Source organism: Streptomyces sp. NPDC031426, assembly GCF_055581585.1.
The window spans coordinates 52,113-76,943 of sequence record NZ_JBVIJE010000029.1 but is presented as its reverse complement, the minus strand read 5'-3'; the positions used below and the strand labels follow the sequence as shown (position 1 = coordinate 76,943).

The 24,831-nt window shown below is 70.7% G+C and carries 21 protein-coding genes; 11 read left to right on the top strand and 10 right to left on the bottom strand.

Annotated features, from left to right (window positions below; translation table 11 throughout):
- Positions 1-11: 11 nt before the first annotated feature.
- The 9 genes from ACZ5NH_RS37440 to ACZ5NH_RS37400 all read left to right on the top strand — a co-directional run bounded on the left by ACZ5NH_RS37440 (position 12) and on the right by ACZ5NH_RS37400 (position 9,354).
- Positions 12-1,190: an acyl-CoA dehydrogenase family protein gene (locus tag ACZ5NH_RS37440; RefSeq protein ID WP_388634058.1), complete on the top strand. Its 1,179-nt coding sequence runs from the start codon at positions 12-14 to the stop codon at positions 1,188-1,190.
- A 971-nt stretch (positions 1,191-2,161) separates the two neighbouring features.
- Positions 2,162-3,058, top strand: a complete 897-nt coding sequence (locus ACZ5NH_RS37435) for a TauD/TfdA dioxygenase family protein (protein WP_468781769.1) — start codon at positions 2,162-2,164, stop codon at positions 3,056-3,058.
- Positions 3,055-3,948, top strand: coding sequence for an ABC transporter permease (locus ACZ5NH_RS37430; protein WP_468781767.1), 894 nt, complete (start codon positions 3,055-3,057; stop codon positions 3,946-3,948). Before ACZ5NH_RS37435 ends, ACZ5NH_RS37430 begins: the two co-directional genes overlap by 4 nt.
- Entirely contained in the window at positions 3,945-4,676 is a 732-nt protein-coding gene (locus tag ACZ5NH_RS37425; RefSeq protein WP_468781765.1) for an ABC transporter ATP-binding protein, read from the top strand. The genes ACZ5NH_RS37430 and ACZ5NH_RS37425 overlap by 4 nt, the downstream gene beginning before the upstream one ends.
- A 42-nt stretch (positions 4,677-4,718) precedes the next feature.
- Entirely contained in the window at positions 4,719-5,777 is a 1,059-nt protein-coding gene (locus ACZ5NH_RS37420; RefSeq protein ID WP_468781763.1) for an aliphatic sulfonate ABC transporter substrate-binding protein, read from the top strand.
- On the top strand, positions 5,774-7,102 hold the full coding sequence (locus ACZ5NH_RS37415) for an LLM class flavin-dependent oxidoreductase (RefSeq protein ID WP_468781761.1): 1,329 nt from the start codon (positions 5,774-5,776) through the stop codon (positions 7,100-7,102). The genes ACZ5NH_RS37420 and ACZ5NH_RS37415 overlap by 4 nt, the downstream gene beginning before the upstream one ends.
- Positions 7,095-7,661: an ABC transporter ATP-binding protein gene (locus tag ACZ5NH_RS37410; protein ID WP_468781759.1), complete on the top strand. Its 567-nt coding sequence runs from the start codon at positions 7,095-7,097 to the stop codon at positions 7,659-7,661. The genes ACZ5NH_RS37415 and ACZ5NH_RS37410 overlap by 8 nt, the downstream gene beginning before the upstream one ends.
- A gap of 203 nt (positions 7,662-7,864) precedes the next feature.
- Complete coding sequence (locus tag ACZ5NH_RS37405) at positions 7,865-8,842, top strand: acyl-CoA dehydrogenase family protein (RefSeq protein WP_468781757.1); 978 nt, start codon at positions 7,865-7,867, stop codon at positions 8,840-8,842.
- A 53-nt stretch (positions 8,843-8,895) separates the two neighbouring features.
- Complete coding sequence (locus ACZ5NH_RS37400; protein ID WP_451555736.1) at positions 8,896-9,354, top strand: RrF2 family transcriptional regulator; 459 nt, start codon at positions 8,896-8,898, stop codon at positions 9,352-9,354.
- 314 nt (positions 9,355-9,668) lie between these two features.
- On the opposite strand, the gene ACZ5NH_RS37395 is transcribed toward ACZ5NH_RS37400, so the two are convergent.
- The 10 genes from ACZ5NH_RS37395 to ACZ5NH_RS37350 all read right to left on the bottom strand — a co-directional run bounded on the left by ACZ5NH_RS37395 (position 9,669) and on the right by ACZ5NH_RS37350 (position 20,952).
- Complete coding sequence (locus tag ACZ5NH_RS37395; RefSeq protein ID WP_468781755.1) at positions 9,669-12,437, bottom strand: fumarate reductase/succinate dehydrogenase flavoprotein subunit; 2,769 nt, start codon at positions 12,435-12,437, stop codon at positions 9,669-9,671.
- An 11-nt stretch (positions 12,438-12,448) separates the two neighbouring features.
- Positions 12,449-13,243, bottom strand: a complete 795-nt coding sequence (locus ACZ5NH_RS37390; RefSeq protein ID WP_468781753.1) for an ABC transporter ATP-binding protein — start codon at positions 13,241-13,243, stop codon at positions 12,449-12,451.
- Positions 13,227-14,159 (bottom strand): ABC transporter permease, encoded by a 933-nt coding sequence (locus ACZ5NH_RS37385; RefSeq protein WP_468781751.1) that lies wholly within the window; start codon positions 14,157-14,159, stop codon positions 13,227-13,229. Before ACZ5NH_RS37385 ends, ACZ5NH_RS37390 begins: the two co-directional genes overlap by 17 nt.
- Positions 14,156-15,493 carry an ABC transporter substrate-binding protein gene (locus ACZ5NH_RS37380; RefSeq protein ID WP_468781749.1) on the bottom strand — a complete coding sequence of 446 codons (1,338 nt, stop codon included), beginning with the start codon at positions 15,491-15,493 and terminating at the stop codon, positions 14,156-14,158. Before ACZ5NH_RS37380 ends, ACZ5NH_RS37385 begins: the two co-directional genes overlap by 4 nt.
- 23 nt (positions 15,494-15,516) lie before the next feature.
- Positions 15,517-15,744: a 4Fe-4S dicluster domain-containing protein gene (locus ACZ5NH_RS37375; RefSeq protein WP_010986276.1), complete on the bottom strand. Its 228-nt coding sequence runs from the start codon at positions 15,742-15,744 to the stop codon at positions 15,517-15,519.
- Positions 15,745-15,777: 33 nt separating this feature from the next.
- A complete protein-coding gene (locus tag ACZ5NH_RS37370; RefSeq protein ID WP_468781747.1) occupies positions 15,778-16,566 on the bottom strand; it encodes a GntR family transcriptional regulator in 789 nt (262 codons plus the stop codon).
- A 330-nt stretch (positions 16,567-16,896) separates the two neighbouring features.
- Entirely contained in the window at positions 16,897-17,823 is a 927-nt protein-coding gene (locus ACZ5NH_RS37365; RefSeq protein ID WP_468781745.1) for an ABC transporter permease, read from the bottom strand.
- Positions 17,810-18,607, bottom strand: a complete 798-nt coding sequence (locus ACZ5NH_RS37360) for an ABC transporter ATP-binding protein (protein ID WP_468781743.1) — start codon at positions 18,605-18,607, stop codon at positions 17,810-17,812. The genes ACZ5NH_RS37365 and ACZ5NH_RS37360 overlap by 14 nt, the downstream gene beginning before the upstream one ends.
- 39 nt (positions 18,608-18,646) lie before the next feature.
- Complete coding sequence (locus ACZ5NH_RS37355; protein WP_468781741.1) at positions 18,647-19,756, bottom strand: aliphatic sulfonate ABC transporter substrate-binding protein; 1,110 nt, start codon at positions 19,754-19,756, stop codon at positions 18,647-18,649.
- Positions 19,757-20,403: 647 nt separating this feature from the next.
- A complete protein-coding gene (locus ACZ5NH_RS37350; RefSeq protein WP_468781739.1) occupies positions 20,404-20,952 on the bottom strand; it encodes a winged helix-turn-helix domain-containing protein in 549 nt (182 codons plus the stop codon).
- A gap of 353 nt (positions 20,953-21,305) precedes the next feature.
- Between ACZ5NH_RS37350 and ACZ5NH_RS37345 the strand changes: the two genes are divergently transcribed.
- Together ACZ5NH_RS37345 and ACZ5NH_RS37340 are read left to right on the top strand one after the other, a co-directional pair.
- Positions 21,306-22,148: an oxygenase MpaB family protein gene (locus ACZ5NH_RS37345; RefSeq protein ID WP_388634103.1), complete on the top strand. Its 843-nt coding sequence runs from the start codon at positions 21,306-21,308 to the stop codon at positions 22,146-22,148.
- Between the two features lie 116 nt (positions 22,149-22,264).
- Positions 22,265-24,496, top strand: coding sequence for a serine/threonine-protein kinase (locus ACZ5NH_RS37340; RefSeq protein WP_468781737.1), 2,232 nt, complete (start codon positions 22,265-22,267; stop codon positions 24,494-24,496).
- Positions 24,497-24,831: the final 335 nt, after the last annotated feature.

The window sequence follows — 24,831 nt, the reverse complement described above, 5'->3', positions numbered from 1 at the left end:
CTGGAGGCGCCGTGCATCTCGACCACACGCCCGAGCAGCAGCGACTGCGCGCCGAGCTGCGCGCCTACTTCGCACAACTGGTCCCGGACAACGCCTACGCCCGGTACGCCGACCCGGTCGCCCGGAAGCGGTTCTACCGCGACACCATCCGCCGGCTCGGCACCGACGGCCGGCTCGGCGTCGGCTGGCCCGAGGAGTACGGCGGGCGCGGCATGACGGCGATGGAGCAGTTCATCTTCTTCGACGAGGCCGCGCAGGCCGGCGTACCGCTGCCGCTGATGGCACTGAACACGGTCGGCCCGACGCTCATGCGGTACGGCACCGAGGAGCAGAAGGCGTACTTCCTGCCGCGTATTCTCTCCGGCGAGATCGACTTCGCGATCGGCTACAGCGAACCGGACGCGGGCACCGACCTGGCCGCCCTGAAGACCAGGGCCGTACGGGACGGGGACGAGTACGTGGTCAACGGTCAGAAGATCTGGACGACGAACGGCGACACCGCCGACTGGGTCTGGCTGGCCACCCGCACCGACCCCGCCGCCCCGCCGCACAAGGGCATCACCATGCTGCTGGTGCCGACCTCCGACCCGGGCTACTCCTGCACCGTCATCAACACGCTCGCCTCCCACGACACCACCGCGAGCTACTACGAGAACATCCGCGTCCCGGTCTCCCGGCGCGTCGGCGAGGAGAACCAGGGCTGGCGGCTGATCACCAACCAGCTCAACCACGAACGCGTCACCCTCGCCGCGCACGGCACCATGGCCATCCGTGCCCTGTACGACGTGCAGCGCTGGGCCATGGAGACCAAGCTCGCCGACGGCCGCCGGGTCGCCGACCTGCCCTGGGTGCGCCGGCTGCTCGCCCGCACCCACACCCGGCTCGACGCGCTGAAGCTGCTCAACTGGCAGATGGTCAGCGCCGTCGAGAACGGCACGCTCACCCCGCAGGACGCCTCCGCGGTCAAGGTCTACGGCTCCGAGGCCCGCCGGGACGCCTACGCCTGGCTCATGGAGATCGTCGCGGCCGCGGGCCCGCTGAAGGAGGGCTCGGCGGGCGCCGTCCTGCACGGCGAGCTGGAGCGCGGCTACCGCTCGGCGGTCATCTTCACCTTCGGCGGCGGCAACAACGAGATCCAGCGCGAGATCATCTCCTGGATCGGTCTGGGGATGCCCAGGGTGCGGCGCTAGTCGCCTGTGACTACCGACGTTGGTGGTCACATACCGAGGACAGTTGGCACCGGGAATCGGTGCCATCGAGAAGGCGGCTGAGCCGTGACCTGGCTGTCGGCAATTCGGCACCAGCACGGGAAGCGCCGTCGACTCCGACTCCCCGGCGAGGGCGGCTCCAATTCAAGATCGGGAAAGTACCGCCTGCCAGGCCGCGAGTGCTCCGTTGGCGCCGCGTCCGAGGTTGCCCGTGGGCGTACACCACCGACAGTGGGTGTTCTGGCGGGGACCTTGGAGATGCCGTTCGCGCATTCGAGGGCGGTGGATGACTGACCTAGATCGTCGTCGTTCTCGTGCAGGCCGGCGGATGCGAGAAGGAAGTGGGTTACGGCCTCGCCGGCCGTGGGTGTGTTCAAGGGCATCACGCTGGGTGCGGGCACGCCTGGGACGTACTGGGCTTGCTCGGCGAGCAGTACAGAGCGGCGGCCGTCGACAAGCGCAGAGGTTCTGCGTGTCCGCAATGCGAGACCTGTCCGGGAAAGCATTGACCAACGTGGTGGCCGTCTGCTGAACTCCCGTCCATGAACCCGCGCGTGGACCTGACCCGGCGGCGCCACATCGATCTGGCGCACGTCTCCAGCGCGTTTTGTTGTCGCTGACCCGGCAACTGGTCGCCGGCATTGGCCGGTGTGCGTAGTCGGCGCGCGCCGGGCTGAGGCGGAAACCGCCCGCAATGCGATGCTTCCCCCACCGGATCGTCGTATCCACCTCCTGTGAGCTCTCCGCCTCGTATGAGCCGGGAGCCTCTTCGCGTACGCCGACTGGGTCGCTGAGAACGCGGCCGTAGCGGTCCTGCGACCACGCTTCTTCTCTCCGGCCCGGCCGATTCGGCGTTCCGCGTGCCGGGTCGATCAGTCCTGCGCGCTACCAGCGCCTTCATCCAGCTGCTCGGCACGCCTTGGTGTGCCCATCCGTCCGGGAGGGACCCCCTCATGCCTCCGTCCATCCGTAAGCTCACCGGCCGTATCGGCGCAGTCGTCGAGGGCGTCGACCTCGCGGCGCCGCCGGACTTCTCGACGATCGCCACGCTCCGAGACGCCCTCAACGAGCACAAGGCGATCGTGTTCGACGACGTGCGGCTCGACAACGCCGACCAGGAGCGTGTGGCCGGGTGGTTCGGCGAGCTGACGACCGCTCATCCGAACGTACCGGCGGCAGACGGCACGACGAACGTGCTCGCCGTCGACAGTGAGACATCCAAGGCCAACGCATGGCACACGGACGTCACCTTCGTTGTCAACCCGCCGCAGCTGACCACGCTCCGGTCCGTCGTGATCCCGCCCTACGGCGGCGAGACCCTCATCGCCAACGCCGCCGCGGCCTACCGCGATCTCCCCGAACCGCTGCGCGCCCTCGCCGACACGCTGCGCGTCGTACACACCAACCAGTACGACTACGCGCGCCCCGCAGCCGCGACCGCCGAACAGCAGGAGTACGACCGCATCTTCGTCTCGACGCCCTACGAGGCCGAGCACCCGGTCGTGCGGGTGCATCCGCTGACGGGCGAACGCGGTTTGTTCATCGGCGGGTTCGCCAAGCGGATCGTCGGCCTGTCGGGCAGCGACTCGGCCGATCTGCTGCGCATCTTCCAGTCGTACGTAACGCGTCCGGAGAACATCCTGCGCTGGAAGTGGTCCCGAAACCAGCTGCTGATCTTCGACAACCGGATCACCCAGCACTACGGGGTGGACAACTACGACGACCACCCGCGCCGCCTCAACCGGGTGACGGTCGCGGGCGAGGTGCCGACCGGTGTCGACGGCCGCCGCAGTGAGCAACTCCTCGGCGACGCCTCGCACTACAGCGGCGTGCTGGCGGTGGCGGCATGACCGAGGTCCGCATCCCGGCACCGGCCGTCGTGAAGGGCCCGGACCCCGGGACGACGAACGCGCGGGAACGCGAGGTGTTCCTCCCGCGCGACGCCCGCCGAAGGACGCTGCTGCGCACACTCCGCGAGCGCCTGCGCTGGCCGCTGGGCATCTACACGACCCCGGTCGCGATCCTCATCGCCTGGGAGGCGCTCGCCCGGGCCGGAGTGGTGTCGAAGACCTACGCGCCGGCGCCGACCTCGATCGTGAAGTCAGCCGCCGATCTGTGGCAACAGGGCGTCCTGGGGCCCGACTTGGCCATTTCGCTGCAGCGGGCCGGCATCGGTCTGGCGATCGGTCTGACGGTGGGGATCGTCACCGGCGTGCTCGGCGGGCTGCTGCGCAGCGGTGAGTACCTGTTCAACGGCCTCGTGCAGGTACTCAACACGATCCCCCTCCTGGCCGTGCTTCCGCTGATGATCGTGTGGTTCGGCATCGACGAACTCACGAAGGTGCTGCTGATCTCCTTCGGTGCCGGCGTGCCGATGTATCTCAATCTGTTCGCCGCGATCCGGGGCGTGGACCAGCGGCTGATCGAGATGGCACGGACGACGGGCGCGGGCACCTGGCGCCTGGTGACGCGGGTGCTGGTGCCCGGGGCCCTGCCGGGGTTCCTCGTTGGCCTCCGGTTCTCCCTCGCGTACAGCGTCCTGGGCCTGGTCGCAGCCGAAACGGTCAATGCGGACAAGGGACTTGGCTTCCTGATCACTCAAGGGCAGACCTATCTCCAGACCAACCAGGTCTTCGTGGGGCTGGTGATCTACTCGCTCCTCGGTCTGCTCGCCGACCAGTTCGTCCGGGTTCTCGAGCGGGTGCTGCTGCGGTGGCGACCCAGTTATGAGGCGTCATGAGCAGCGCGATCGCGACGGAGCCCCGCCGGCAGACCGGGGTCGTCGTCGAGCAGGTGGTCCGTCGGTTCGGTGACCGGGTGGTGCTAGACCACCTCGACCTCACCATCGCCGACGAGGAGTTGGTGATCCTGCTCGGCCCCTCGGGCTGCGGCAAGAGCACCCTTCTGCGGCTGCTCGCCGGACTGGACCGGCCCGACGGAGGGCGCGTGGAGGTCCCGGCACGGCGTGCGATCGTCTTCCAGGCCGACCGGCTGCTGCCCTGGCAGCGGGTCCTGCGCAACGTCACCCTCGGTCTGCACGGACCCGACGCGGAACAGCGCGCCCTGGATGTGCTCGCCGAGGTCGGACTCTCGGGCCGGGAGAAGGCCTGGCCCAAGGAACTCTCCGGCGGCGAGGCCCAGCGGGTGTCGCTCGCACGGGCCCTGGTCTCGGAGCCCGAACTCGTGCTGCTCGACGAGCCGTTCGCGGCCCTCGACGCCATCACCCGGCTGCGCATGCACGACCTCGTACGGGCGCTGCGGACCAAGCACCACGCCGCCATGCTGCTCGTCACCCACGACGTCGACGAGGCGATCGCCCTGGCGGACCGCATCGTCGTCATGAGCAACGGCCGTATCGGCACCGCGCACGAGGTTCACCTCTCCGCCGCGGACCGCGAAGCGAGCGTCGCACGCGAGGAACTCCGCGCCCGGCTCCTGGCAGACCTCGGCCTCGCCGGCCAGCACTGACCTCCCCGAACACCCTCACCCAGCACAGAAAGCACGACAACCATGCGAAATGGAACCACCAGACTCATCGGCGCCGTCGGCTCGCTCGCCCTCGGGAGCACCCTCGTCGCCTGCGGATCGTCGTCTTCGAACAGCGCCGCGCCGCTGAGCAACGCCGTCGCAGCGAGCGACGCCAAGCACCCCGAGTGGAGCAAGTACACCTTCACCATCGGCGACAACGGCGGCGACGGCAGCCAGGAACTGGCGAAGATCACCGGCGTGTTCGACAACGCGCCGTACAAGGTGAAGTTCGCCCGGTTCACCTACGGCCCGCCCCTCGTGCAGGCCGCCGCCTCGGGCGACATCGACCTCGGCAGCGTCGGCGACGTGCCGCCGATCACCGGAGCCGCGAAGGAGTACGGCTTCAAGGTCGTCGCCGTCAACCGCTCACTCACGCCGACCCAGTCGAACGAGAACATCATCGTGCCGAAGGGCTCGACGCTGAAGACGGCCGCCGACCTCAAGGGCAAGAGGATCGCCGTTCCGCAGGGCAGTTCGGCCCACGGCCTGGCCCTGAACGCGCTGAAGAGCGTCGGCCTCACCCCCAAGGACGTGAAGCTGACCTTCCTCGACCCGGCGGCCGGCGCGACGGCGTTCAACACGGGCAAGGTGGACGCCTGGTCGATCTGGAACCCGCAGTCGGCGATCGCGGTCAAGAACGGCGCGCGGATCCTGGTGAAGGGTCTGCCGCCGATCGACCAGACGAGCAGTTACTACGTCGCCAGTGACACGTCGCTGAAGGACAAGACCAAGCGTGCGGCTCTCACGGACGTCCTGAAGAGGCTCTCGCGAGAGTTCGCCTGGGCCGTCAAGAACCCCGACCAGTACGCGCAGGCGCTCTCGAAGGAGCAGGGCATCCCGCTGGCCGACGCCAAGGCGTCCCTGGCCGCCTACTCGAACCGGGTGACCCCGGTGGAGCAGTCGGACATCGAGCTGGAGCAGAAGCTCGCCGACGCCTTCCTGGAGGCGGGGCAGATCACCAAGAAGGTCGACGTCAAGTCGATCACCGACAACCTCCTGCCGGCCGGTTACGACAGCTCCAAGCTGAAGGTCACCTCATGAGCGCGAGACGGCGTCGGCTCCATCTCAACGCTTTCCTCATGGAGGCGGGTCACCACGAGGCAGCGTGGCGGCTCCCGCACAGCAATCCCCGGGCGGACTTCGACCTGCGGCACTGGATCGAGCTGGCGCAGCTGGCCGAGAGCGTCAAGTTCGACTCGCTGTTCCTCGCGGACGGCCCGGCCCTCATCGGCACCGGCGAGTTCCGCCCGCCCGGCCAGCTCGAACCGCTGACGCTACTGACCGCGCTGTCCCAGGCGACCAGCAGGATCGGCCTCATCGCGACCGTGTCCTCGACCTACAACGAGCCGTACAACCTCGCCCGCCGGCTCGCGTCCGTCGACCACGTCAGCGGCGGCCGCGCCGGCTGGAACATCGTCACCTCGGCCGGGGCGGACGAGGCGGCCAACTTCGGCCTCGACGACCGTCCCGGCCACGCCGAACGCTATGCCCGCGCCGACGAGTTCCTGAAGGTTGCCAAGGCACTGTGGGACAGCTGGGAGGCCGAGGCCGTCGTGGCGGACAGGACCACGGGCCGCTACGCGGACCCCGAGCGGCTGCACCGCCTCGGCCACGAGGGCAAATACTTCAAGGTGGCCGGCCCGCTCAACGTCGAGCGTCCCCCGCAGGGCTACCCGCTGCTCGTCCAGGCCGGCTCTTCCGAGGACGGCAAGGCATTCGCCGCCCGCCACGCCGAGGCGATCTTCACCGCGCACACGACGTACGAGCGCGCGGCCGCCTTCTACGCCGACATCAAGGCGCGGACCGGGGCCGCGGGCCGCGACCCGGACGGTGTGATCGTCCTGCCGGGCATCGTCCCGTACATCGGGTCGACCGAGGAGGAGGCCCGGGCGCTTGCCCGGCAGTTCGACGAGCTGCGCGTTCCGGAGTACGGGCTGCGCCAGCTGGCCGCCGTGTTCGAGACCGAGCCGTCGGTCTTCGAACTCGACGAGCTGCTGCCGGACTTCATCCTCGCCAGGCCGAAGCTGGAAGGCTCACAGTCCCGTTCCGACCTGATCACCGAGCTCGCGGTGCGCGAGCGGCTGACGGTCCGCCAAATCATCTCGAGACTCGGCGGCGGACGTGGTCACTTCGAGTTCATCGGGACGCCCGAGCAGATCGCGGACACGATCATCGCCTGGTTCGAGGGCGGTGCCGCGGACGGGTTCAACATCATGGCGCCCGCCTTGCCGTCGGGCCTCGCGGCCTTCGTGGAGCATGTGTTGCCGATCCTGCGCGGCAAGGGCCTGTTCCGCGAGGAGTACGAGGGCACGACCCTGCGTGAGCACTACGGGCTGCCGGTCCCGGCGAACCAGTTCCGTGGCTGACCCGCTCGCGACTCCCGCCGCTTCCCGGAGCGGCGGGAGTCCGCCCGCACTGCGAGTCGAGGGCTTTAGTAAGACCTACGAAGACGGCTTCACCGCGGTGGCCGGGCTAGACCTGGAGATACCGGACGGCGCCTTCTTCGGCCTGCTCGGCCCGAACGGCGCAGGCAAGACCACGCTGATCGCCTCGGTGTGCAACATCGTCCGACCCACCGCAGGCACCATCTCCGTCTTCGGCCACGACCACTGCAGCCGTCAGGCCCGTCGGCTCCTTGGCCTGACCGCGCAGGAGATCAACGTCGACCGGTTCCTGTCCATCCGACAGATCCTGATCTACCACGCCGGATACCACGGCGTCGGCCGGAAAGCGGCCTCCCGGCGCGCCGACGAACTGCTCGCCCTGTTCCGCCTCGACGACAAGGCCGACGTACGCGCCTACGAACTCTCCCGCGGCATGCAACGGCGCCTCGTCCTCGCGCGGGCCCTCATGCACCGCCCCCGCCTGCTCATCCTGGACGAGCCGACGGCCGGCGTCGACGTCGAACTGCGCTCCGAGGACTGACGGGTCGTCAAGGGCCTCAATGCGGCAGGCACCACTGGGCTGTTGACGACTCACTACCTGGAGGAGGCGGAGACCTTGTGCGACGAGATCGCTCCTGCGCGCGTGCCGGATCGCCGACCGCGGCTCCGCCGCGTCGCTGCGTGAGCGGTACGCGGCCCGGAACATCTCGGAGGTCTACGACGAGGTGTCCGACTCCGGGCTCTTTGGCCGACGGGGCCATCGGCCACCTGCTGGGCAACCACTACTTCCTGTCCTGCAGCGCCCGGTTCTTCGCCGACCGCACCCGTGCCGCCCGCATCGAGCGGGAGTCGACGGCGGGGCAGTGGTGCTGGGGAGGCGGTATCGCCTCGGACGAACCACCACTCATCCTGACCCCCACGCCGGGCGGTTATCTGCTCAGCGGCTACCAGAGGTACGCCACCGGAGTAGGGATCGCCGACCGGCTGGTGGTTCGAGCCGCCAAGTACGGCACCGGTGAGCCGTTGGCCGTCCTGGTCGACCCCGCCCGCTCGGGCGTCGTGAGCGGCAGCAGCGGGGACGCCTTCGGCCAGCGGCTGGCGGCCGGTGGCGGCGTGGAGTTCGATTCCGTGCCGGTCGCGGCCGACGATGTGCTCGGCTCCCTCTCGCCGGACGAGTGCGTCCTGTCACCCTTCGCCTCGCTGGCCGCGCCGGCCGCACGTCTGGTCTCCGTCCAGTTCTGTCTTGGCGTGGCAGAGGGCCTGCTGGCCGAGGTTCGCGAGTGCGGAAGGGGCATGAGGTCCTCCTGGCAGCCGTTCTCGCCTCAGCCCTGGCCGGGCGGCCCGCCGCAAGATCCGTACGCGCTGACTGTGTACGGCGAGCTCACTGTCGTCGCACGTGCCGCGTCCGCCCTCGCCGAGCAGGCGGTGGATGCCCTGGTGCGTGGCTTCGTGCAGGGCGAGGATCTCGACGACGAGGAGTGCGCGGAGATCGCCGTCCTCGCGAGCGTGGCCGAGTCTGCCGCCTCCCGGGCCGCGCAGGAGGTCACCACCCGTGCCCTGGACGTCATCGGCACCGACGCCGCCTCCGCGCGGCACGGTTTCGACCGCTTCTGGCGCAACGCCAGGACACACACCCTGCGCGAGCCGGCCGCCCACAGACTGCGCGAGGTGGGCGACTACTTCCTCAACGGCGCGCACCCACCCTTCGTGCTTCCAGCCTGACCGGGAGGGCGACCGGTGCGGTGGCGGACACGACAGTGATGGATAATCGCGGCATGCGGATCTCGGCGCGGGCGGACTATGCGGTGCGGGCGGCACTGGAGCTGGCCGCAGCAGGGGGTGAGGCCTCGCTCAAGGCCGAGGCGATCGCCGCGGCGCAGGGCATCCCGCACAAATTCCTGGAGGGCATCCTCGGCGACCTGCGCCGGGGCGGTCTTGTGGTCAGCCAGCGGGGCGGCAAGGGCGGCTACCGGCTCGCCCGCCCGGCGGAGTCGATCGCCATCGCCGACGTCATCCGCGTGGCGGACGGCCCCCTGGTCTCGGTGCGGGGAGTGCGCCCACCCGAGCTCTCCTACTGCGGTCCCGCGGAGTCGCTGCTGCCGCTGTGGATCGCCGTGCGCGCCAACGTCCGCAAAATCCTCGGCGAGGTCACCCTGGCCCACGTGGCCGCGGCCAAGCTGCCCGACGAGGTCCTGAGCCTCGCGTCGGACCCCGAGGCGTGGACGAATCCCTGACCGACGTCCGGTGAACGAAACGAGCAGAACTCCGAGATGGACAAGCTCATCGAGACGCGGACGCCGCGCAGACCGTCCTGTCGGCGCTCGCAGGTCCGCGTACCGCCCCGTTCGCACTGACCAGCCCCTCCGCGCCGGGCGTGACCCGGACCTACACCGCCTGGAAGCAGCTCTCGGACGAGACGTCGACGCCCGGGTGGTCTCCGGTATCCACATGAGGTCGGCCGACGAGGCGGGGATCACGCTCGGCACGAACGCGGCACGGCACGTCCTGCCGAACACGGGACGCCTCCTGGCCGCACGGCAGGTCGCGGTCACAGTGCCCGCGCCGCATAGGCCCTGACGTCCGCGTCCGAGTCCGTCGTCGCGGTGGCCAGGGCGGCTCGGGCGTCCTCGACGGCACGGTGCCGGGTCAGGGCCAGTACGGCGGCCTTGCGGACGTCGGCGTTCAGATCGGTGAGGGCCTTGGCGAGGGCCGGGACGGCCAGATCGGAGTCTGCGCCGGACAGAGCGGTGGCGGCGCCGGCCCGGACCTGCCATGCCGGGTCTGACAGGGCCGCCTCGGCGCGTGTGGCCAGGGCTGCCGGGCAACCCGTCGTGCCCAGAGCCGCGTAGGCGGCCCCCCGTACCAAGGCGTCGGGATCGTCGACCAGCGCGGCGAGGGCCGAGCGGACCATGTCCGAGCCTGTGCCCATGGTGGCCAGGGCCTTGGCGATCGTGACGCGGACCTCGCGGGACGGATCGACGGCCGCCGCGCGGGCCAACTCCACCGAGGCGTCGACCGACACCAGCGCGCGCACGGCCGCCACACGTACGGCGATGTCGGAATCCGACAGGGAGTGCGCGAACAACTCGGCGTCACCAAGCCGCAGAGCACGCAGCGCGTCCAGTGCGGCGGCACGGACGGCGGGGTCGGCCCCGGACAGGGCGGCGGCGAGGCCGTCGCGCAGGGCCGGTTCCGGCGGCAGCGTCTCGACCAGTTCGCGCAGTGAGGCGACTGCGGCGGCGCGGACGCCGGCGTCGGGATCCTTGAGCGCCGAAGCCAGAGCCGGTCCGGTGCCCGGCGGCAGGATCTCCGTCAGGACCGTGACGGCCGTCCGGCGCACGCTGGGATCGGGGTCCGTCAAGTAGTCGTTGAGCGCGGAGAGATCAGGCTCGTCCTCTGCGAGAGCGAGGAGTTCGAGCAGGCGAGGTGTGGCCTGCGCGTCCGCGTCGGCCCGGGGACGGGCGGCTGTGTCTGCCGCGGTGGGTTCCTGCCGCAACGCCACCGGCGCCGTTTCCCGGGCCCCTGCCGTCGCCACATGTTCCGGGTGGACCTCACCGACGTGCCGGGAGGGGCCGCCGGCCGGGGCGAAGCCGTCGACCGGGACCAGGTAGGGAGCCACGGGACGGGCCGTGAACTCCATAGTGCCAGAGGGGGACTTGTACAGGTCGAGGTGGTGGAACCAGGACGCGTCGTCGCGCCGCGGGTGGTCGATGCGGTCGTGGTAGAGGCCCCAGCGGGACTCGGTGCGGGCCAGGGAGGCGCGTGCGGCCATCTCCGCGCAGTCGCGGATGAAGGTGACCTCGGCGCAGCGCATGAGTTCGTGCGGGGTGCGGGCGCCCATCGCGGCGATGTCGTCCCGCATCCGCTCGAAGGCTTCCAGGGCCAGGGAGAGACGGGCGCCGGACTTCGGTGGGGCCACGTAGTCGTTGACGAAGCGGCGCAGCTTGTACTCGACCTGGGGCTGCGGTGGGCCGTCCGGGTTGCGCAGCGGGCGGTAGATCAGCTCGTGCGCCTCGCGCAGCTGGTCCTCGGGCAACTCGCCCTCGTAGGCCTGGTACTGGGACGCGTCCGCTCCGGCCAGGTCCCCGAAGACGAACGCGCCGATCATGTAGTTGTGCGGCACGCAGGCGAGGTCTCCGGCGGCGTACAGGCGGGGGACGGTCGTGCGGGCGTGGTCGTCGACGCGGACGCCGGAGGCGGAGTGGCCGCCGCACAGGCCGATTTCCGAGATGTGCATCTCGACGTCGTGGGTGCGGTAGTCGTGGCCGCGGCCGGAGTGGAAGGTGCCACGGGTGGGGCGCTCGGTCGAGTGAAGGATCGACTCCAGGGCCGAGATCGACTCCTCTGGAAGGTGGCTCAGCTTCAGGTAGACCGGGCCCCGGTCGCTCGCGATCTCGGCGGCGAACTCGGCCATCATCTGGCCCGACCAGTAGTCGGAGTCGACGAAGCGTTCGCCGTGCCGGTTGACCTGGTAGCCGCCGAAGGGGTTGGCGACGTAGGCGCAGGCGGGGCCGTTGTAGTCCTTGATCAGTGGGTTGATCTGGAAGCACTCGATGCCGGTGAGTTCGGCGCCCGCGTGGTAGGCCATGGCGTAGCCGTCGCCGGCGTTGGTGGGGTTCTCGTAGGTGCCGTAGAGGTAGCCGGAGGCGGGCAGGCCGAGGCGGCCGCAGGCGCCGGTCGCCAGGATCACGGCGCCCGCGCGGACCACCACGAACGCGCCCGTGCGCGTGTTGAAGCCGACCGCCCCCACCGCCCGCCGGCCCCCGCCCGCCGTCAGCACCCGCACCGGCATCACCCGGTTCTCGATGCGGATCCGCTCCCGCATCTCGCGCCGCCGCAGTTGCCGGTACAGGACCTTCTTGACGTCCTTGCCCTCCGGCATCGGCAGCACGTACGAACCCGACCGGTGCACCTGCCGGACCGCGTACTCTCCGTGCTCGTCCTTCTCGAACTTCACGCCGTACGACTCCAGTCGCTGCACCATGGCGAAGCCGCGGTTGGCGGTCTGGCGGACGGTGGACTGGTCGACGATGCCGTCGTTGGCGCGGGTGATCTCGGCGACGTAGTCGTCGGGTTCGGCGCGGCCGGGGATGACCGCGTTGTTGACGCCGTCCATGCCCATGGCGAGGGCGCCGGAGTGGCGGACGTGCGCCTTCTCCAGGAGGAGGACGCTCGCGCCGTGCTCGGCGGCGGTCAGGGCGGCCATGGTGCCGGCGGTGCCGCCGCCGATGACGAGGACGTCGCAGACCAGTTCCTCGGCGTCGGTGAGAGCGGGGATCCGCAGGGTCTCGGAGGGGGTGTTCGCGCGGGGGTTCACCGGGCTGCCTTTCACGTGTCGAGCGAGGTGAGGACGTCGCGGCGCAGGGCCACGCGGGCCGGGTCCCCGTGGGCCGTACGGTCTCGCGGGTGCGGCACGTCCCGCACGGCGAGCAGGCGGCCGGTGCCGAGCAGGGTCACGCGGTCGCCGAGGAACAGGGCCTCGTCCACGTCATGGGTGACGAAGACGACGGTCGCGCCCGTGCCCCGCAGCACCTCCACCAGCAGGTCCTGCATGCCGGCCCGGGTCTGGGCGTCAAGGGCGCCGAACGGTTCGTCCATGAGGACGGCGCGCGGACGCCCGGCCAGGGCGCGGGCCAACTGGGCGCGCTGGCGCTGCCCGCCGGAGACGCGGTGAGGCAACTGGCGGGCCTGGTCGGCGAGTCCGACCTGGGCCAGCCACTCCTCGGCCTGGACGCGGCGCTCGGAGCGCGGGACGCGGCGGATGGCGAGCGGGAGTTCGACGTTGGCGCGCAGGGTGCGCCAGGGCAGGAGGGCGTCCTCCTGGAAGATCAGGGCGCGTTCGGCCGAGGGGCCCACCAGAGGGTGCCCGTCCTGGCCGATCTCTCCGGCCAGTGGGGGCAGCAGACCCGCCAGGCTGCGCAGCAGGGTCGACTTGCCGCATCCGGACGGTCCGACGACGGTGAGGATCTCACCCCGTGCGACGTCCAGATCGACGTCGGCCAGCACAGGCGCTTCGGGGCGGCCGAGCGTGGCGGCGTGGAGGGTGAGCCGGGTGCCGCGTGCGGACGACGGCGCCTGGTCCACCGAACGGAGTTCGGGCTTGGTGTCAGACGAGGTGCTCATCGCGTGCCTCCTCGGTGTCGGAGGGCTGGTCGGTGGGTACGGCGGCGGGGGCCGGCCGGGCGGGCGGGCGCGTGCGCGGTGCCGTCGGCCGGGTTCCGGGGACGTATGACGTGCGGGGCAGCCAGCGGGTCAGGCGTCGGCCCAACAGCTCCACCGCCGTGGAGGTGAGCCAGCCGAGGACGCCGATCGTGACCATGCCGACGAACACACCGGGGTAGTTGACGATCGTGTAGTCCTGCCAGGTGCGGTAGCCGACGCCGTACTGGCCCGAGATCATCTCGGCGGAGATCACGCAGATCCACGACACGCCGATGCCGACCGACAGACCGCCGAAGATGCCGGGCAGCGCGCCCGGCAGGACGACCGAGCCGAGGATGCGCCACCGGCCGCCGCCCATCGTGAGCACGGCCTCCTCCCACACGGGGGTCAGCGCTCGGACGGAGTGCCGGGCGGAGACCAGGACCGGGAAGAAGGCCGCGGTGAAGGTGATGAAGACGATGCCCTGTTCGTTGGAGGGGAAGAGGAGGATCGCGACGGGCACCAGGGCGATCGCCGGGATCGGGCGGACCACTTCCAGCAGGGGGCCCAGCAGGTCCTCGGCCAGTGGCGAGCGGGCCACGAGCACGCCGCCCGCCACGCCCAGCACCGCCGCCAGCAGGAAGCCGGTGACGATGCGGCTCAGGCTGTCGGTGAGGTCCGTCCAGTAGTCCGCCCCGGACAGGCGGTCGGCGAAGGCGTGGGCCACGTCGGTGACGGTGGGGAACTGCGAGAAGCGCAGCCACAGGTCGACGTCCAGGCTGGTCAGCAGCTGCCAGAGGCCGAGGGCGGCCGCGACGGCGGCCACCCGCAGCGCATACCGGCCGATCGGCGGGAGAGGCCGCCGGGAGCGGCCCGCTCGCGGCGCGGGCCGGCTCATGCGGCACGCTCCAGCGCTTCGGCGTAGGTGATGACACGGGCACCGCCGTGCGCGGAGACATACGCCTGCGCGGTCGCCGGGGCGACGAACGGCAGGAGCTTCTCGCCGTCGGTCACCCAGACCGCCTTGTCGGCGAACCACAGGGTGCCGGTAGTGGCGTCGGGCACGTAGGCGGCGCGGATGCCGTCCCGGTGGGCGGCCACGTACGTCAGGAGCTCCGCCGGGGACTTGAAGGCCTTGGTCTCCTCGGCGCCCTTCGGCCATGCCTCGCTCGCGGCCGCCGGGGGAGTGGCGGCGAGCTGCTTGTCGTACGACGTGCCGAGGGCTCTCCTCACGTACTCGTCGTCGACGAAGGAGTCCACGTCCACATCACCGGTCAGCTTCGCCGCCTTCAGGACCGACACGTCCAGCTTCAGCGCGGAGACGAGCTGCGGCTTGACGGCCGGGTCGAAGGTGGAGATGGCGTGGGCGCCGTTGTAGAGGTAGACGACCTCGGCGGGCAGGCCGGTGACCTTCGCGACCTTCTCGGCGGCGGCCACGGGATGGGTGTTGAGGTAGTCGGTGGCCTCGGCCTGGGCCTTGAGGAATGCCTCCAGCACGGCCGGGCGGTTCTTGGCGAAGTCCTCGCGGGCGGTGACGCCGTGGAAGGTGGGCAGGTTCAGCTGGGCGCCGTCGTAGAGGGCCTTCGCCTTGCCCTGGTCGGTGAGCAGGCCGGGCCAGGCGACGAACTGCGACAGCGCGTCCACACTGCCCGCCGTCAGGGCCGAAGCGCCCACGGCAGGCTGCTGGTTGAGCTTCTCGATGCCGTCGTTCGGGTCGATGCCGGCGCGTTGCAGGGCCCGTACGAGGGTGCCGTCGGCGGCGGAGCCCACGCTCGCGGAGACCTTCTTGCCCTTGAGGTCCTCGAGGGAGGTGAGCTTGGAGTCCGGTGCGGTGACGATGGTGTTGAGGCCGCCGCGGAGGTTGTAGCCGGTGACGGAGACCAGGTGGGTGGGGCGGCCGAGCTGCTTGCCTCGGGCGGCGTTGATGAGCAGCGGGAAGTCGCCCATCGAGCCGATGTCGATCTTCCCTGCGGTCATCTGGGCGGTGATGGGGGCGCCCGTGGCGTAGTCCTGCCAGTCGACCTTGTAGGTGCGGCCGTCGTGGAGGGAGTTCAGCTGCTTCTCGAAGTAGCCGAGGGAGCGCAGGAGGGTCCCCGCGGTGACCGTGTTGATGGTCTTGGACTGGTAGCCGACGGTGACCGTGACGGTGGAGCCGTCGGCGCCGGCCGCGGCGTTGCCGCCGCAGCCGGTGAGCGGCGCGAGGAGCAGGGCAGCGACTACAGCAAGTGCCATGCGTTTCACAGGAGTTCGGCCTTTCACCGGAGCAGGTAGGGCATGTTGACCGTGACGGCTCCGGTGGGACAGCGGGCCGCGCACGGGCCGCAGTACCAGCACTCGTCGACATGCATGTACGCCTTGCCGTTGCTTTCGTCGATGGCGAGGGAGTCCAGCGGGCACATGTCCACGCAGAGGGTGCACCCGTCGATGCACTTCGACTCGTCGATGGTCACGGGCACGTCGGCCCGCTGGGGCGCCAAAGGCATGGCTGTCTCCAGGAATGTGCGCGAGCGGGGTGTTTACAGGGACCGGTGCAGCAGACCGCTCATCGAGATGCGGTCGCCGCGGAAGCGGATGAATTCCAGGTCGACGGGTCGCCCGTCGGCGAGGTACGTGAGACGTTCCAGCATCAGGACGGCCGCACCGCGCGGTGCCTGCAGTACGGCAGCGGAGTGAGCGTCGGCGTTTACAGCCTCAAGGCTGATCTCGGCGTGACCGAGAGGGGCGCCGGTGAGCGTCTCCAGGAGCCGAAAGATGTCCGTGTTCTCCAGGTCCTCGCCGAGCAGGGCGGTGCCGATGTCGAGGGGGATGTACGTGAGGTCGAGGGACAGGGGCAGGCCGTTCAGCCGGCGCAGACGTTCGATGTAGAGGACATCGGTGCCGGGTGGGACGTGCAGGCGGTCGGCCACCGGGGACGGGGCGGGAGCGGGGCCCACGGTGCGGACCTCGTTGGTGACATGGCCGTGTTCGCGCAGGGTTTCTGCGAGGCCCATCAGACGGTCGAGTCCGTGGGGATACTTCTGGGCCACGACGACCGTGCCGACGCCGGGGAGGCGTTCGACCAGGCCCTCGGCGCGCAGCAGGTCGAGGGCCTGGCGAACGGTGTTGCGGGAGGCGCTGTAGTCCGTGGCGAGGGTCGTCTCGTGAGGAAGCGCGCCCTCCGGGAACCCCCCGGCCAGGAGCTGGTGGCGGAGCAGGTCGGCGAGCTGGCGAGCCCGGTCCGCACGCAGCCGTCGCCGCGCACGGTGGGCGGCGACGGTGGTCGCGCCCTGGCCGGCGTGGTCTCGGATGCGGTCGGCGGGTGACATGTTTCGGACCATACCTATCTGGTAGGGAAAGCGGTGTTGCTGGAGTGTTGCGCCACCTGACACATGACCAGATGACCGCCTGAACTGGGGTTTCGTCGGACAGACAGGGAGATCTGCCAGCGCCGGGGCCTACGGCCCACGAGAGCCGACGAGGCGCTCAGCGCGGGATTTCGCACAGCTGACTACGCGCCTGAACGCGGGCAGGACCTGCCTCCTACGCACACGACAACACCGGCCCGCGTGCGGCGATGATGCTTATGCGGGCCGGTGCCGTGTGCGCGTGGCTGAGGGGGTAGGGCGTGCACTCCGTGTCGATCGGGATCCGTTCGCTCAGCGGGTGACCAGCAGGCCGCGGCTGCGCAGCACCCACCGCTCCAGCGGGCTGAAGATCAGCAGGTCGATGGCGATACCGACGAGCAGGATCAGGAAGATGGCCAGGAACACCTGCGACATACTGGAGTTGTTGCGCCCGTTCTCCAGCAACTGGCCCAGACCGACGCCCAGATCGGGCGAGGAAGCAATGATCTCGGCGGCCATCAGAGACCGCCAGGAAAACGCCCAGCCCTGCTTCAGCCCCGCCAGATAGCCGGGCAGCGCCCCCGGCATCACGATGTGCCACGCCCCGCGCAGGCCGGTCGCGCCCATCGTCCGGCCGGCCCGCAGGAACAGCGGCGGGATCTGGTCGATGCCCGCGACGAGGCCGTTCGCGATGGACGGGACCGCGCCGAGCAGGATCACGGCGTACATCATCGAGTCGTTCAGACCCAGCCAGATCACCGCGGGCGGCACCCAGGCCACCGACGGCAGCGACTGCAGGCCGGACAGGATGGGCCCGATGGCCGCCCGGACGAACGCCACCCGGGCGACCAGCAGGCCGAGCGGCGTACCGATGGCGAGCGCCAGCAAGAAGCCGAGCAGACCGCGCGAGACGGATGTCCAGATGTAGCCGAGGAGCGTGCCCTGGACCCAGGCGTCGCGTACCTCGCCCCACACCTCGGACGGGGAGGGCAGCTTGTAGTCGGGGGCGACGTTCGCCCACACCAGCAGTTGCCAGACCACCAGGACCAGTACGACGGCGGTGAGGGGCGGCAGGACCTTGCGGATCAACGTTTCGCGCAGCGGCGTCCGGCCGGTTTGCGCGGAGTCCAGGGCGTCGAGCCCGGCCTCCACTCCCGCGAGATCACTCGGGGCCTCGAGATCCCCGACTGCCGTGGAGCCGTCCTTCTTGGTGTCGGCGCCGGTGTCAGTGCTGGCCATGGCGGCGGATCTCCCCACGCAGTTCTTCGGTGATCTCGACGGACAGTTCGGCGACCGCGCTGTCCTCGATGCGGCGCGGCTGCGGAATACCGACGGTCCACTCCCGGGCGATCCGCCCCGGCCGTGAGGACAGCAGCACCACCCGCTGCGCCAGCCGCACCGCTTCCCGCACGTTGTGCGTCACGAACAGCACCGACAGTCCCGTCTCGCGCCAGATGCGGGTCAGTTCGTCGTGCAGGACATCCCGCGTGATCGCATCCAGGGCGGCGAACGGCTCGTCCATCAGCAACAGCCGGCTGTCCTGGGCCAGCGCGCGGGCCAGGGCGACGCGCTGGCGCATGCCGCCGGACAGTTCGTGCACCCGTTTGCGGTACGCGCCCTGCAGTCGTACGAGTTCCAGCAGCCGTTCCGCCTCCTGCCGGCGTTCCGGCCCTGCGACCCCGCGCAGTTTCAGGGCGAGTTCGATGTTCTTGCCTGCGGTCAGCCAGGGGAACAGGGCGTGTTCCTGGAACATCAGGGCGGGGCGGCCGTCCGTGTCGATGGAGCCGGTGGACGGCCGGTCCAGTCCCGCGACCAGGTTGAGCAGGGTGGACTTGCCGCAGCCGGAGGCTCCCAGGAGGGTGACGAACTCGCCCGGCGCGACATCGAGCGTGATGTCGTCGAGGACGAGCTGCTGTCCGCCGGGCGTGCCCGGGGCGGGGAAGGACTTCGAGACGTGCTCGATGCGGGCGGCGTGTCTCACCGTCGTGGCGTCCTCGGCAGCCTTGGCGATCGTGGTGGCCATGGTCGTCACCTCCTGGGAACTCGTCGGATCCGGTTGTCGCTACTGGGCGCCGAGACCGGCGTCGCTGACCTCGCCCTTGCCCTGGGCCTTGAGGACCTTGTTGAGCAGGGTGAGGTCGTAGATGCCCTTCAGATCGGGCTTGTCCAGGAGACCGGCCTTGACCGCGTGCTCCGCTTCGGTGTTGAGGGTGGAGGCCAGCGGGTCGTCGAGGAAGGTGATGGACTTCCAGGCCGGGTCGATGACGTCGGCGGGCAGCGCCTTGCCCGACAGCTTCTCCAGTGCCGTGTTGGCGGACGCCTTCGCCTTCTCAGGGTTGGCGTTGATCCACTCGTTGGTCTTCACGGAGCCGCGCAGCACGGCCTCGACGACGTCGGGGTGCTCCTTGAGGAACTTCTGCGACACGATGATGTTGGTGATCACGAACTTCTTGTCGGGCCACAGGGCCGACTCGTCGAGTAGTACCTTGCCGCCCTCGGCGACCAGCTTGGAGGCGGTCGGCTCGGGCACCCAGGCGCCGTCGATGGAGCCGGACTTGTAGGCGTCCGGGGTGATCTTGTTGTCGCTGCGGACGACGGAGACGTCGCCCTTGCCGCTTTCCGCGTCGACCTTCCAGCCCTGGTCGGCGATCCAGTTGAGGAACGCGACGTCCTGGGTGTTGCCGAGCTGCGGGGTGGCGATCTTCTTGCCCTTGACGTCGTCCAGGGACTTGATCTTCTTCGGGTTGACGACGAGCTTCACGCCGCCGGAGGCGGAACCGCCGATGATGCGCAGGTTCTTGCCGTTCGACTTGGTGTAGCCGTTGATCGAGGGGGAGGGGCCGATCCAGCCGATGTCGATGGACCCGGCGTTCAGCGCCTCGATCTCGGACGGCCCGGCGTTGAAGGTCGAGGCCTTGATCGTGGTGCCGCCGAGCTCCTTCTGGAACAGACCCTCCTGGACGCCCACCAGAGCGGTGGCGTGCGTCAGGTTGGGGAAGTAGCCGATCTTCACCTCGTCGGCGGAGAGCTTCTTGGCGCCTGCCGCGGCAGCCGGGGTCTGCTTGCCGTCGTCGGTCGATTTGGAGCCGTAGCCGCATGCGGTGAGCAGGAGCGGAAGCGTTGCGATGACGGCGAGGGTGCGCAGGGTGGTGAGCGGTCTTGCGGCAGACACGGAGGTGTCCTCTCAGGGAAGGAGGGGTGATCAAGGAGGGTGGAGCAGCGTGCTGAGGTCTCAGAAGGGCCGACAGATGGAACTGGACGTACGGCCGAAGTCGATGTGACGACGCGAGGTCAGCACGGGCAGGGCCCGGTCTGCGCAACTGAGCGCTCCCACGGCCACCCCCCGATCCCTAGTATTCCTACCTGGCTGATAGGGATCGTGGCAGAAGGTGGCATCCACCCCAAGATGCTATTCACATGATGGACATGGGCATCTCAATATTTGGGATCGCTGGCGATTGGCCCAGCACGTCAGCGGTTTACCCAGACGCTGGGGATCGCTCACACGCAGCGGAGACTTGATTGGCGACCTGCTCGATGTGCCAAGCGGATCCTCCCGGTGTTCACCGAGGCCGTGCAGGGAGTGCGTCCGGGTGCCGAGGTCCAGGTGCGGATAGACCGCTCGGCCCGGCTGACGGATGCTGTCGACCGCGGCGAGATCGGCCTGGCCGTCTGCGTCGCCGAACGACCGCCGTGGCGGGCACCGCTGCGCTGGTACGCCGCCCCGGCCGGAAGCCGCCCACCGCCCCCGCGAGTACCACGGACGACCTGGATTACCGCTGACTGGTGTTCCGATCGCGGAACCGCCCCGGACGGCTGTCAGGCCTCGGGCACGTACTTGTATCCCACGCGTCGCACGGTGACGATCCGCTGCCGTTGGGCCGCGCCCAGCTTTCGGCGCAGACGTGCGATGTGAACGTCGACGGTGCGTCCGTCCCCCAAGTGGGTGTGTTCCCCCACGTGCTCGACCAACTGATCGCGTGTGTGGACTCGATGCGGATGAATCACGCGCTGGGCCAGCAGGCCGAACTCCAGGTCTTGCAGCCCGAGGAGGACATCCCCGTACCGGCCGACGCCGTGGCCCGCATCCTCGCCGGTGTCGCGTACGGCACTACCCTGCCCCCGCGGCCACCCCGCGGCCACCCCGCGGCCACCCCGCGGCCACCCCGCGGCCGTCTCCGCCGAAGGAGCCTGGCGCCTCGGGCTGACCACCGGGACCTGGAGCAAGCCGGAACCCGCATTCATCGGTGCTCTGCCCGGCAGCGGGCCCGGCAACGCAGGGCCGCCGAACTGACCAGGCACATAGAGGAAGCGGACGGCGCCCTCGCCGCCCTCGACCACCAGCGGCGATGTGGTTGCCGCGTTCATATCAAGGCTGTCGCCGCCGAAGACCTCTGGCCCCCCTATGGCGACACACGCCTCATTACCTGCGCTGTACCAAAGTGCCAACTATTTCGCTGATTCAGCGGCTCCGGCCGCTGAATCCACTTGGCATCAGTGCAGGTCGTGAACGCGGCCTGGTGCCAACTAGCGAGCCCGGTCACACGCCGTCGTCCCGGCCCGGGACGCCGGCGCGGCAAGCCGGTGGCTGATGGGCTGACCCGGCTGTGAATGGTTCACTGTCAATCTGGGGTGTTGTGGCTGCCGGGACCGGCGCGCGGCACCGTCGGCCGGACAGCGACAAGAGGTGACAACCAGTGGCTGTGGTCACACCTGCGGGCATGGATGATCCTGGGCTGTTCACGCCGAGCTCCGTGACCTGGCAGATGCACGGCGACCCCATGATGTGGGTCGCCGGGGTCCGCGCGCTCTACCTCCAGGCCCTGCACCCGCGTGCGGTGCGCGGCGTCATGCAGAACTCCGACTTCCGGCGCGACGCCTGGGGCCGGCTGATGCGCACCGCGAACTTCGTCGGTACGACGACCTACGGCACGACCGAGGCCGCCGAGCGCGCCGGCGCCCGCGTACGGAAGATCCACAGCCTGCTGACGGCGACCGACCCGGAGACCGGAGAGCGGTACGGCGTCGATGAACCCGAGCTGCTGCTGTGGGTGCACTGCGCGGAGATCGACTCCTATCTGCACGTGCTGCGCCGCTCCGGCTTCCCGCTCACGGACGCCCAGGCCGACCGGTACATAGCCGAACACCGGGTCAGCGCACGCCTGGTGGGCCTCGACCCGAAGACCGTACCCGCGAGCCGGGCCCAACTCGCCGCGTACTTCGAGACGGTACGGCCCGAGCTGGCGGCGGGACCCGAGGCACGCGAGGTGGACGACTTCCTGCTCCGACCGCCGACGCATCCCCTTCTCGTCCCGGCGCGCGAGGTGTTGTGGCGGCGCGTGGCCCAACTGGCCTACGCCGCCCTGCCGCCGTACGCCCATCAGCTGTACGGCAGACCGGCCCCCGCACCCGCCGTCGTCACCCGTCGGCTGCGGGCCACGGGCGCGCTGCTACGGTGCGTTCCCGCACGTGCGCGCTGGCAACTGCCGCCCAAACACATCCTGCGGGCCATGGCGCGGCTCGGACCGGGGGCACGTCCGGCACCATACAAAGTCGGGCGATAGGCCGCCATACTGGACGAGCAGGGGGGTGTGGCGCGGATCGGGCCGACGTGATGCGGCGCGGTGCCGAGCAGGTCCCCTGGCGGCGGGGCGGACGGCGACGGGGGCGGCGGATCGCTATGGGGGAGAACAGGCTGGTTCAGGGCCGGTACCGGCTGCTCGACCTGATCGGGCGGGGCGGGATGGGCGAGGTGTGGCGGGCCCGGGACGAGTCCCTGGGCCGGCTGGTCGCCGTGAAGTGCCTCAAGCCGCTCGGCCCGTACCACGATCCGTCCCTCGTGGCGGTCCTGCGCGAGCGCTTCCGCCGTGAGGCCCGGGTGGCCGCCGGCCTCTCGCACCGCGGGGTGACCGTCGTCCATGACTTCGGCGAGTCCGACGGGGTCCCGTTTCTGGTGATGGAGTTGCTGGAGGGCCGCGATCTGAGCCGGCTGCTGCAGGACAACAAGGGCCATCCGCTGCCGGTGGAGGACGTGCGGGACATCGCCGCACAGGTCGCCGCCGCCCTTGCCTACACCCATCAACAGGGGGTCATACACCGTGACTTGAAACCGGCCAACGTCGTCCGGCTGACCGACGGGACCGTGAAGATCTGCGACTTCGGCATCGCCCGGCTCGGCCACGACATCGGCTTCACCGCCCGGCTGACCGGCACCGGCGTCGCGCTGGGCACCCCGCACTACATGTCCCCGGAACAGATCGGCGGCGACGCGGTGGACCAGCGCAGCGACCTGTACTCGCTGGGCTGCGTGCTGTACGAGATAGCCACCGGGGCACCGCCGTTCGACCTGGAGGACGCCTGGGCGATCCTCATCGGCCACCGCGACACCCCACCCCGGCCCCCACGCGAACACCGCCCGGAGCTTCCCGGTCACCTCGAGCGGATCATCCTCGACCTGCTGGCCAAACGGCCCGAGGAACGGCCGTACGACGCGGGGGAGTTGGTCCGCCGACTCGGGGGCCGGCGCGCAACAGGCGCTTTCCCCGAGGCCGTCGGGTCCGCGCTCCCGGACGCCGGGGGCAGGAGCCGGCCGCCGGCCTGGACTCACGGCATGACCACCGGCCCCAAGGCGCTCGGCACCGGCCTCGGCGCGCTGCCGCCGGTCTCGGGGGCGATGCTGTCGTGCCGGTGGGCTGCAGCGCCCCAAAAGGGCGCGGGGAACTCCGCGACCGGCCACAGCGGCTCCGCGGGCGCTGGACGCCCCGTGCCGGCACCACCCGTGGAGCGCAGCGCACGGCACCGCGAGGCCGTCCGGCTCGCCGGGCTCGGCCGGTGGGCCGAGGCGGGCGAGGCGCACCGGGCGGTGGCCGCCGAACGCGCCGCGCTCCTCGGACCCGACCACCCCGAGACCCTGGCCAGCCGCTACGAGGCGGCCTTCGCCCTCGTCCGGGCCGGCCGGGTCGCCGAGGCCATGGCCGCCTACACGGACCTCGCCGAGGCCAGAGCGCGCGTCCTCGGCGCGGAGCATCCCGACACCCTGGCCGCCCGCCAGGAGACGGCCTATGCGCTGGGCCGGCTGGGCCGCCACTTCGAGGCCCACCAGGTGTACGCGGAGGTGCTGGCCGCCCGGGTCCGCATCATGGGCCCCGACCACCCGGACACCCTGCGCTGCCGCCACAACCTCGCCTGCACCCTCGGCCGGCTCGGCCGCCTGGACGAAGCCTGCCGTACGGCCCTGGAGGTGGCCGCCGCCCGGGCCCGGGTGCTCGGTGCCGAGCATCCCGACACCCTGGTCTCGCGCTGCGAAGCCGCCTACGCCCAGGGACAGTCGGGGCGCTGGGAGGAAGCGCTGGGCATCTACCGCGAGGTCGCCGGGGCCAGAGCACGCGTCCTCGGCGCCGACCACCCGGACACCCTCGCCGCCCGCTACGAGACCGCCCTCAGCCTCGGCCGCCTCGGCCGCAGCGCGGACGCCCTGCGCCTGTACCGCGAGCTGATCGTGGACCGTACCCGCGTCCAGGGCTCCACCCACCCCGAGACCCTGCGTGCCCGGCACGGCCTCGGGGTCAACCTCGGCCGGCTCGGCCGCTGGGAGGACGCCCTGACCGAGGCCCGCGACGTCTGTCTGCTCCGGGAGCAGGTCCTCGGACCCACCCATCCCGACACGCTCGTCAGCCGCCGCGAGATCGCGGTCGCGCTCGGCTGGCTTGGCCGCTGGGTCGAGGCCCTCACCGAGTACCGGCGGGTCGCCGCCACCCGCGAGCAGATCCTCGGCCCGGACCACCCCGACACCCTCGCCGCCCGCGGCGACGAGGCCCACTGCCTGGAGCGGCTCGGCCGGGACACCGAGGCCGGCGAGCTGTACCGCCGGGTCGCGGTGATCCACCGCCGGCATGCGTCGGGCGGAGCCTGAGGGGACTCTCCTGCCGAGGTCACCCTGCCCCGGGCTGCTGCCAACCGCCCCCTCGGTCGCCTGATCGAGTCCGCGCGTGGGAGGCGGCCTGCCCCCGGCCGTTCGGCTGCTGCCCCCCCGGGCGGCGCCGGACGCCACCCGCCCGCCGACGGATGCCGCGGCCACCCGCCCGCCGACCGATGCCGCCGCCACCCGCCTGCCGACCGATGCCGCCCGCCCGGCTGCCGCCCCCCGGCCCTCGGCCGCCCCCGGCCCCTCGGCCCCTCGGCCGCCCGGCCTGCCCCCGGCCGCCCGGCTGCTGCTCCCCGCCCACCCGGCCGATGCCGCCGGCCACC

Excerpts from the sequence above, each read along its gene's own strand:
- ACZ5NH_RS37425 (WP_468781765.1), top strand. The coding sequence starts at position 3,945 with ATGAGCAGCGCGATCGCGACGGAGCCCCGCCGGCAGACCGGGGTCGTC.
- ACZ5NH_RS37430 (WP_468781767.1), top strand. The coding sequence starts at position 3,055 with ATGACCGAGGTCCGCATCCCGGCACCGGCCGTCGTGAAGGGCCCGGAC.
- ACZ5NH_RS37390 (WP_468781753.1), bottom strand. The coding sequence starts at position 13,243 with ATGAGCACCTCGTCTGACACCAAGCCCGAACTCCGTTCGGTGGACCAG.
- ACZ5NH_RS37380 (WP_468781749.1), bottom strand. The coding sequence starts at position 15,493 with ATGGCACTTGCTGTAGTCGCTGCCCTGCTCCTCGCGCCGCTCACCGGC.
- ACZ5NH_RS37420 (WP_468781763.1), top strand. The coding sequence starts at position 4,719 with ATGCGAAATGGAACCACCAGACTCATCGGCGCCGTCGGCTCGCTCGCC.
- ACZ5NH_RS37400 (WP_451555736.1), top strand. The coding sequence starts at position 8,896 with ATGCGGATCTCGGCGCGGGCGGACTATGCGGTGCGGGCGGCACTGGAG.
- ACZ5NH_RS37375 (WP_010986276.1), bottom strand. The coding sequence starts at position 15,744 with ATGCCTTTGGCGCCCCAGCGGGCCGACGTGCCCGTGACCATCGACGAG.
- ACZ5NH_RS37360 (WP_468781743.1), bottom strand. The coding sequence starts at position 18,607 with ATGGCCACCACGATCGCCAAGGCTGCCGAGGACGCCACGACGGTGAGA.
- ACZ5NH_RS37345 (WP_388634103.1), top strand. The coding sequence starts at position 21,306 with ATGGATGATCCTGGGCTGTTCACGCCGAGCTCCGTGACCTGGCAGATG.
- ACZ5NH_RS37340 (WP_468781737.1), top strand. The coding sequence starts at position 22,265 with ATGGGGGAGAACAGGCTGGTTCAGGGCCGGTACCGGCTGCTCGACCTG.
- ACZ5NH_RS37370 (WP_468781747.1), bottom strand. The coding sequence starts at position 16,566 with ATGTCACCCGCCGACCGCATCCGAGACCACGCCGGCCAGGGCGCGACC.
- ACZ5NH_RS37365 (WP_468781745.1), bottom strand. The coding sequence starts at position 17,823 with ATGGCCAGCACTGACACCGGCGCCGACACCAAGAAGGACGGCTCCACG.
- ACZ5NH_RS37435 (WP_468781769.1), top strand. The coding sequence starts at position 2,162 with ATGCCTCCGTCCATCCGTAAGCTCACCGGCCGTATCGGCGCAGTCGTC.
- ACZ5NH_RS37350 (WP_468781739.1), bottom strand. The coding sequence starts at position 20,952 with ATGAACGCGGCAACCACATCGCCGCTGGTGGTCGAGGGCGGCGAGGGC.
- ACZ5NH_RS37385 (WP_468781751.1), bottom strand. The coding sequence starts at position 14,159 with ATGAGCCGGCCCGCGCCGCGAGCGGGCCGCTCCCGGCGGCCTCTCCCG.
- ACZ5NH_RS37415 (WP_468781761.1), top strand. The coding sequence starts at position 5,774 with ATGAGCGCGAGACGGCGTCGGCTCCATCTCAACGCTTTCCTCATGGAG.